Origin of the sequence: Thermococcus sp. PK (genome assembly GCF_000430485.1) — an archaeon.
Classification (GTDB): Archaea; Methanobacteriota_B; Thermococci; order Thermococcales; family Thermococcaceae; genus Thermococcus_A; species Thermococcus_A bergensis.
The window spans coordinates 308,650-314,649 of the sequence record NZ_KE387150.1 but is presented as its reverse complement, the minus strand read 5'-3'; the positions used below and the strand labels follow the sequence as shown (position 1 = coordinate 314,649).

The following is a 6,000-nucleotide window of genomic DNA, read 5'->3' as shown; positions in this document are numbered from 1 at the left end:
CTGTTGCCCTCAATCTTGTATTGGTCGTTCCTGAGTACGATTAAAGGTTTTCTTTTCCCATCGTCTTTCAAGTAGTTCGGTGGCTTCGGCTTCAACCACTCGGGCAGTTCTCCGTTCCGCTTATTCCTTAAGAGTGAGAAGAAGCTCCTCCAGCTTTCAGCATTCTTCCTGCAAATTTGCTGGACTGTTGCGGAGCCGATTTCCTTTTTGAATTCTTCATAGACGATTTTCTCCGTCCTGTTGAAGTCCACTGGTTCACCCTCGAAGAATTCCTGCCTGCGAAGGTAGTTTATCTGGTTCCAAACTTTAGCCCCAATGTCAGCTAACTCGAAGAGAATTCTCTCGGTTTCTTTTGAGGGCTGGAGTTTGAGCGTTACGCTCCTCTTCGTTTCAACTCACGCTCCCATTGGGTTTCAACGTAGTGCTTCACAATCTCGTCCGTTATGTAGCCGACTGAGGCGACGAAATAGGAGCGAGACCATAACCTACCGTGTGTCGTCTTGCTCCTCAGTTCTGGAAACTCTTGGAGGAGTTTTCTGGCGGTTTTGCCTTTCAAGTGGTTCACTATTTGGGCTGGCGAGAGGTTGGGCTTTGCCTGAAGGAAGACGTGAACGTGGTCGGGCATTACTTCGAGGGCAATAACCTCGCACCCGATTTCTTCCGAGTATTCTTTGAACATTTCTTTGAGTCTCTCGACGACTTTTCCGGTGAGAATGTCTCTCCGGTATTTTGGTATCCAGACGAAATGGTAGGTTATGAAGTGTTTTGCGTGTCTTGTTCTTTTGATTCTTGGTGATTCGGGTTTCATTGTGAACCCCTTAATGTATGGTCTGCATTATTGCTTAAATGCTTTTCGCTTTCCTGTTTGAGGGCTGTTGGGTAGTTTACTGCATCCCCGCCCTAAAGGGCGAGGCTTTCAGAAGAAAAAGTAAAAGGGGGCGGAGTAAAGCCGGAAGAAGTCGTGGGGATGGAAAAGCTGAAGAGGGAAGCGGGGAAGGTTGAGGTTATCCACCTCGAAACGGCATCCTGGCTCGGCGCCCAGCTGGTTGCCCTCAAGGACTCCCTGAACGCGAGGCTCAGGGGAGGCGTCCCGGCCGCGGAACTCCGCTACCTGAGGGACAAGCTCCTCGCGAGGAAGCACGCCCTGGACAAAGTCCTTGAGCTTGTGGAGACGGAGTGGATGAGTGGCAACGTTGCCCAGCTGGATGAGGCCAGCATAGACCCTAAGGTTCTCTCCTACATGAGGGAGCAGGTTCTTGAGGCGCTTGAGTACGTGGGGAAGCTCTCGGAGTGGGTAAAGGAGGGAGAGCTCGACCCCACGACGCCTGGATGGTGCTTGTGGCCGAGAGAGACCTTCTGGACAGGGTTCAAGAGGGGATTGAGAAAATACTTAGCAGTCCGGAATATCTGCTGGAGAATAACAACGCCTCCAGCGTTGAGGAGATGTACCTCGTGAGGACGGAGCCCCTGGAGGAACTCTACTCAAAGCTGAAGCCCCACCTCGAAACGGTGGTGGTGAGAGTTAGGAAACAACGCTGGGCGGCAATGTGATGCCCTTCTCGTCCGTTCTCCCAATATGGGAAAGCCCGATTAGGTACCTCGACCTCTTAGATACTTTTTTGCTCCTCTCCCTAGAGTTGATAGAGCTTGAGAAAAGAGTAGAGAAACTTCACCTTTATAAACCCCTTTTCTTATTTCCAACCATGAGCCACTACTACTCTGAGGAGCCTAATGTCCCGCTGAAAACAAAAACCATAGAGGTATGCCTTAGGGGTTACTGCTTTAAGTTTATAACTGCCAGCGGAGTGTTCTCGTTTGGCAAGCTTGATAGGGGGACGGAGCTGCTCATAGAGAGCATGATACTTAATGAAAACTGGCGCGTTCTGGATTTAGGCTGTGGTTATGGGGCAATAGGCATAGTAGCATCCCGCTTTGTAGATTATGTGGTAATGACCGACATAAACAAGAGGGCTGTGAGCATAGCAAAGAAAAACTTAAAAATCAACAACGTTAAGAATGCCGAGGTGAGATGGGGCAATCTCTATGAACCTGTGAGGGGGGAGATGTTCCACAGCATAATAACGAATCCCCCTGTGCATGCTGGGAAGGATGTGTTGAGGGAAATAGTTATAAATGCACCCCATTATCTCTACGATGAAGGAGTGCTTCAAATTGTCATTCGCACTAACCAAGGCGCAAAGTATATTAAGGGACTCATGGAGGAGAACTTCAAAGAAGTAAAAGAAATCGCGAAGGGCTCAGGCTTTAGGGTGTATGCCGGGATCGCCTAGCCTGGGATGGCGCGGGCCTTGAGAGCCCGTGGGCGTTTGCCCGCCGGGGTTCAAATCCCCGTCCCGGCGCCAAAATCCTCGTTGAAGGATTAACTTGTGGAGGTGTGCTTATAATGGCTGACTTTAGACATATCGTGCGTGTAGCGAACGTTGATATAGACGGACACAAACAACTTAGATGGGCCCTCACCGGAATTAGGGGCATAGGAATAAACTTTGCAACAATGATATGCAGAGTTGCAGGACTGGACCCAAAAATGAAAGCCGGTTACCTCACAGATGAACAAGTAGCAGCTATTGAGGCTGTGCTTGAAGACCCTGTGAAGCACGGCATTCCCGCATGGGCAGTAAACAGACCAAAGGACTACGAGACTGGAAAAGACATACACCTCACTGGAGCAAAGCTTGTCATGGCATGGCGTGAGGACGTAAACAGGCTCAGGAGAATCAGAGCCTACAGAGGTATTAGACACGAGCTTGGCCTTCCATTGAGAGGACAGAGAACTAAGTCAAACTTCAGAAGAGGAAGCACAGTTGGTGTTAGCAGAAGGAAGAAGTGAGGTGGTATAGATGGGAGATCCAAAAAGGCAAAGGAAGAGATATGAGACTCCCTCTCATCCATGGATTAAGGAGAGACTCGACAGAGAGAGAGTTTTAATGCAAAGGTATGCTCTTAAGAACAAGAAGGAGCTTTGGAAGCACGAGACCCAGCTTAAGAACTTTAGAAGAAGGGCAAGAAGATTATTGGCTGCTAGAGGTAAGCAGGCAGAAATTGAAAGAGCTCAGCTCCTCCAGAGATTGGTCAGATTGGGATTGCTCCAAGAGGGAGCTCACCTTGATGATGTCCTTTCACTTACAATAGAGGACATTCTTGAGAGAAGACTACAAACGATGGTATTTAAGAAGGGATTGGCAAGAACAATAAAGCAGGCCAGGCAGCTAATCGTCCATGGACACATTGAGGTAAACGGCCAGATAATAAGGTCTCCAAGTTACTTGGTGCTCAAGGAAGAGGAAGATGGCATAACATACGCGAAGACTTCACCTTTTGCAAACTCCCAGCACCCTGAGAGAATGGTTATCGAAGAGGCCCAAAAGGGTGAGGCACAATGAGTGAGGAAGTTAACATCAAAAAGAAGGAAAAATGGGGAGTTGCCCACATTTATGCATCATACAACAACACAATCATCCACATCACCGATTTAACTGGTGCTGAGACAATCTCAAGATGGAGCGGTGGAATGGTCGTCAAGGCAGATAGAGACGAGTCATCTCCCTACGCTGCAATGATTGCCGCTAAGAGAGCCGCTGAAGAAGCCCTCGAAAAGGGCATTGTCGGCGTTCACATAAAAGTTAGAGCACCAGGTGGAAGCAAAAGCAAGAACCCAGGGCCTGGAGCACAGGCGGCTATTAGAGCTCTCGCAAGAGCAGGGCTCAGGATAGGCAGAGTTGAGGATGTCACACCAATACCGCACGACGGTACAAGACCAAAGGGCGGTAGAAGGGGAAGAAGAGTCTGACTTCCCTTCACAACTTCTTTTTTTGGTGAGAAAAATGCAAATAAAAATTCTTGAGAAAAGGGAAAATGCAATCCGCTTCGTTTTAGAGGGAGTTGATGTTGCATTTGCAAACGCACTTAGAAGGACAATAATAGGGGAAGTTCCAACTTTTGCCGTTGATGAAGTGGAATTCTATGAGAACGATTCCGCCCTTTTTGATGAGATAATTGCTCACAGACTGGCATTAGTTCCCCTAACAACACCCTCAGATAGGTTTGAGCTTGACGCTTTAGAGCTGGATGATCACACCGTTACACTGAGTCTGGAAGCTGAGGGTCCGGCTATAGTTTACTCGGGGGATCTAAAAAGTGATGATCCGGACGTAAAGCCGGTAACTCCAGATATCCCGATAGTAAAGCTGACCGAAGGACAGAGGCTTGTGTTTAATGCATATGCAAAGCTTGGCAGAGGAAAAGACCACGCAAAGTGGCAGCCGGGCTTTGCATACTACAAATATCTCACAAAAATGCATGTAAGCAAGGAGGTCCCCAACTGGGAGAAAATTAAAGAGCTCGCAGCTAGAAAGAAGCTCCCCATCGAAGAAAACGAGAACGAGCTTATCATAGCCACTCTAACGAGCTTCTATTTGCCGAGAGAATTTGATCCGTATTTAGGAGATAAAATTAAGGAAGAAGTAGTGCCAAATACATTCGTCTTTACGGTAGAAAGCAACGGAGAGCTCCCGGTTGAGGAAATGGTAAGCTTAGCGCTCAAAATTTTAATGAGAAAGAGCGATAAATTTATAAACGAGCTTCATAAATTAGCCGAATAGCGCGGGGGTTGCCGAGCCTGGCCAAAGGCGCGGGATTTAGGGTCCCGTCCCGTAGGGGTTCCGGGGTTCAAATCCCCGCCCCCGCACCATAATGATCACCCCGTCCCTCGGTGCGAGAAGTAAGTAGAAGGAGGAATGCTTATGAAGAGGACTGGTCCAACTGATATTAATTTAAGAAGGCTCATTCGCTATTTGAGAAAGAAGTCCAACGAAGAGAACGTTAAGATATGGAAGGACATAGCTTGGCGCTTGGAAAGACCAAGAAGACAGAGAGCTGAGGTAAACCTTAGCAGAATAAACAGGTACACCAAGGAAGGGGATATGGTAATAGTCCCAGGAAGTGTTCTTGGAGCTGGAAATCTGGATCACAAGGTCATAGTTGCTGCATGGAAGTTCAGTGAAAAGGCGAGAGAGAAGATTATCCAGGCCGGTGGAGAAGCGATAACAATCGAAGAGCTTGTGGAGAGAAATCCAAAAGGTAGTGGAGTAATCATAATGGAGTGATGGGCCATGAGGATTATTAACGCTGATGGTTTAATACTTGGAAGGCTCGCTTCAAAAGTCGCTAAGATGCTCCTCGAAGGAGAAGAAGTGGTTATCGTTAACGCTGAAAAGGCAATCATTACTGGAAACAGAGAGTTCATCTTCGAGAAGTACAAGCAAAGAACAGAACTAAGGACAAGAACCAACCCAAGAAGAGGTCCCTTCTATCCAAAGAGAAGTGACGAAATAGTTAGGAGAACCATTAGGGGCATGCTTCCATGGAAAACCGACAAAGGAAGAAAGGCCTTTAAGAGGCTTAAAGTCTATGCGGGAGTGCCAAAGGAATTTGAGGGCAAAGAGTTTGAGACAATAGCTGAGGCTCACATGTCAAGGCTTAAAACTCCAAAGTATGTAACTGTTGGAGAGGTTGCTCAATTCCTTGGTGGAAAGTTCTGAGGTGATGATAATGAAGGTAATCCAAACTGCAGGAAAGAGAAAAACTGCCATTGCGAGGGCTACCATAAGAGAAGGCAAGGGGAGAGTTAGGATAAACGGCAAGCCAGTTGAGATCATTGAGCCAGAAATAGCTCGCTTTACAATAATGGAGCCACTCGTCCTTGCAGGCGAGGAGATAGTTAGCAAAGTGGACATTGATGTCAAGGTCGAAGGCGGAGGCTTTATGGGACAGGCCGAGGCTGCGAGGGTTGCAATAGCCAGGGCATTGGTAGAGTGGACCGGCGACATGAACCTCAAAGAAAAGTTTATGAAGTATGACAGGACTATGCTTGTTGGCGACTCAAGAAGAACAGAGCCACACAAGCCAAACCGCTCTACAAAGGGTCCAAGAGCAAAGAGACAAAAGAGTTACCGTTGATTTCCTTCAAACCTTCCTTAA

The 6,000-nt window shown here is 47.7% G+C and carries 10 protein-coding genes, 2 tRNA genes and 1 pseudogene; 11 read left to right on the top strand and 2 right to left on the bottom strand.

Annotation, left to right across the window (positions count from 1 at the left end; genetic code table 11):
* Together THEPK_RS13455 and tnpA are read right to left on the bottom strand one after the other, a co-directional pair.
* Positions 1-338: pseudogene (locus tag THEPK_RS13455) on the bottom strand (RNA-guided endonuclease InsQ/TnpB family protein); the annotation flags it as partial.
* Positions 339-373: 35 nt separating this feature from the next.
* Positions 374-808 (bottom strand): IS200/IS605 family transposase, encoded by a 435-nt coding sequence (tnpA, locus tag THEPK_RS09845; RefSeq protein ID WP_042699144.1) that lies wholly within the window; start codon positions 806-808, stop codon positions 374-376.
* Between the two features lie 159 nt (positions 809-967).
* On the opposite strand from tnpA, the gene THEPK_RS09840 reads away from it, so the two are divergent.
* The 11 genes from THEPK_RS09840 to THEPK_RS09795 all read left to right on the top strand — a co-directional run bounded on the left by THEPK_RS09840 (position 968) and on the right by THEPK_RS09795 (position 5,979).
* The gene (locus tag THEPK_RS09840) at positions 968-1,456 is read left to right on the top strand and encodes a hypothetical protein (RefSeq protein ID WP_042701397.1); all 489 of its coding nucleotides are present in this window, start codon (positions 968-970) and stop codon (positions 1,454-1,456) included.
* A gap of 247 nt (positions 1,457-1,703) precedes the next feature.
* Entirely contained in the window at positions 1,704-2,291 is a 588-nt protein-coding gene (locus THEPK_RS12730) for a class I SAM-dependent methyltransferase (RefSeq protein WP_083965098.1), read from the top strand.
* A tRNA-Ser gene (locus THEPK_RS09835) sits at positions 2,277-2,363 on the top strand. The genes THEPK_RS12730 and THEPK_RS09835 overlap by 15 nt, the downstream gene beginning before the upstream one ends.
* Positions 2,364-2,404: 41 nt before the next feature.
* The gene (locus THEPK_RS09830; RefSeq protein WP_042702257.1) at positions 2,405-2,851 is read left to right on the top strand and encodes a 30S ribosomal protein S13; all 447 of its coding nucleotides are present in this window, start codon (positions 2,405-2,407) and stop codon (positions 2,849-2,851) included.
* 10 nt (positions 2,852-2,861) lie between these two features.
* Positions 2,862-3,404: a 30S ribosomal protein S4 gene (locus THEPK_RS09825; RefSeq protein WP_042701394.1), complete on the top strand. Its 543-nt coding sequence runs from the start codon at positions 2,862-2,864 to the stop codon at positions 3,402-3,404.
* A complete protein-coding gene (locus THEPK_RS09820) occupies positions 3,401-3,811 on the top strand; it encodes a 30S ribosomal protein S11 (RefSeq protein ID WP_004068754.1) in 411 nt (136 codons plus the stop codon). The genes THEPK_RS09825 and THEPK_RS09820 overlap by 4 nt, the downstream gene beginning before the upstream one ends.
* A 25-nt stretch (positions 3,812-3,836) precedes the next feature.
* Positions 3,837-4,622: a DNA-directed RNA polymerase subunit D gene (locus THEPK_RS09815; protein ID WP_198011316.1), complete on the top strand. Its 786-nt coding sequence runs from the start codon at positions 3,837-3,839 to the stop codon at positions 4,620-4,622.
* 1 nt (position 4,623) lies between these two features.
* Positions 4,624-4,711: transfer RNA gene (locus tag THEPK_RS09810), tRNA-Leu, on the top strand.
* 52 nt (positions 4,712-4,763) lie between these two features.
* Positions 4,764-5,126 carry a 50S ribosomal protein L18e gene (locus THEPK_RS09805; protein WP_042701387.1) on the top strand — a complete coding sequence of 121 codons (363 nt, stop codon included), beginning with the start codon at positions 4,764-4,766 and terminating at the stop codon, positions 5,124-5,126.
* A 6-nt stretch (positions 5,127-5,132) separates the two neighbouring features.
* A complete protein-coding gene (rplM, locus tag THEPK_RS09800) occupies positions 5,133-5,561 on the top strand; it encodes a 50S ribosomal protein L13 (protein ID WP_042701384.1) in 429 nt (142 codons plus the stop codon).
* Between the two features lie 10 nt (positions 5,562-5,571).
* Complete coding sequence (locus tag THEPK_RS09795; RefSeq protein ID WP_042701381.1) at positions 5,572-5,979, top strand: 30S ribosomal protein S9; 408 nt, start codon at positions 5,572-5,574, stop codon at positions 5,977-5,979.
* Positions 5,980-6,000: the final 21 nt, after the last annotated feature.

Coding starts and splice junctions, on each gene's coding strand:
- THEPK_RS09825 (WP_042701394.1), top strand. CDS start 2,862: ATGGGAGATCCAAAAAGGCAAAGGAAGAGATATGAGACTCCCTCTCAT.
- THEPK_RS09820 (WP_004068754.1), top strand. CDS start 3,401: ATGAGTGAGGAAGTTAACATCAAAAAGAAGGAAAAATGGGGAGTTGCC.
- THEPK_RS09795 (WP_042701381.1), top strand. CDS start 5,572: ATGAAGGTAATCCAAACTGCAGGAAAGAGAAAAACTGCCATTGCGAGG.
- THEPK_RS12730 (WP_083965098.1), top strand. CDS start 1,704: ATGAGCCACTACTACTCTGAGGAGCCTAATGTCCCGCTGAAAACAAAA.
- THEPK_RS09830 (WP_042702257.1), top strand. CDS start 2,405: ATGGCTGACTTTAGACATATCGTGCGTGTAGCGAACGTTGATATAGAC.
- THEPK_RS09805 (WP_042701387.1), top strand. CDS start 4,764: ATGAAGAGGACTGGTCCAACTGATATTAATTTAAGAAGGCTCATTCGC.
- THEPK_RS09840 (WP_042701397.1), top strand. CDS start 968: ATGGAAAAGCTGAAGAGGGAAGCGGGGAAGGTTGAGGTTATCCACCTC.
- rplM (WP_042701384.1), top strand. CDS start 5,133: ATGAGGATTATTAACGCTGATGGTTTAATACTTGGAAGGCTCGCTTCA.
- tnpA (WP_042699144.1), bottom strand. CDS start 808: ATGAAACCCGAATCACCAAGAATCAAAAGAACAAGACACGCAAAACAC.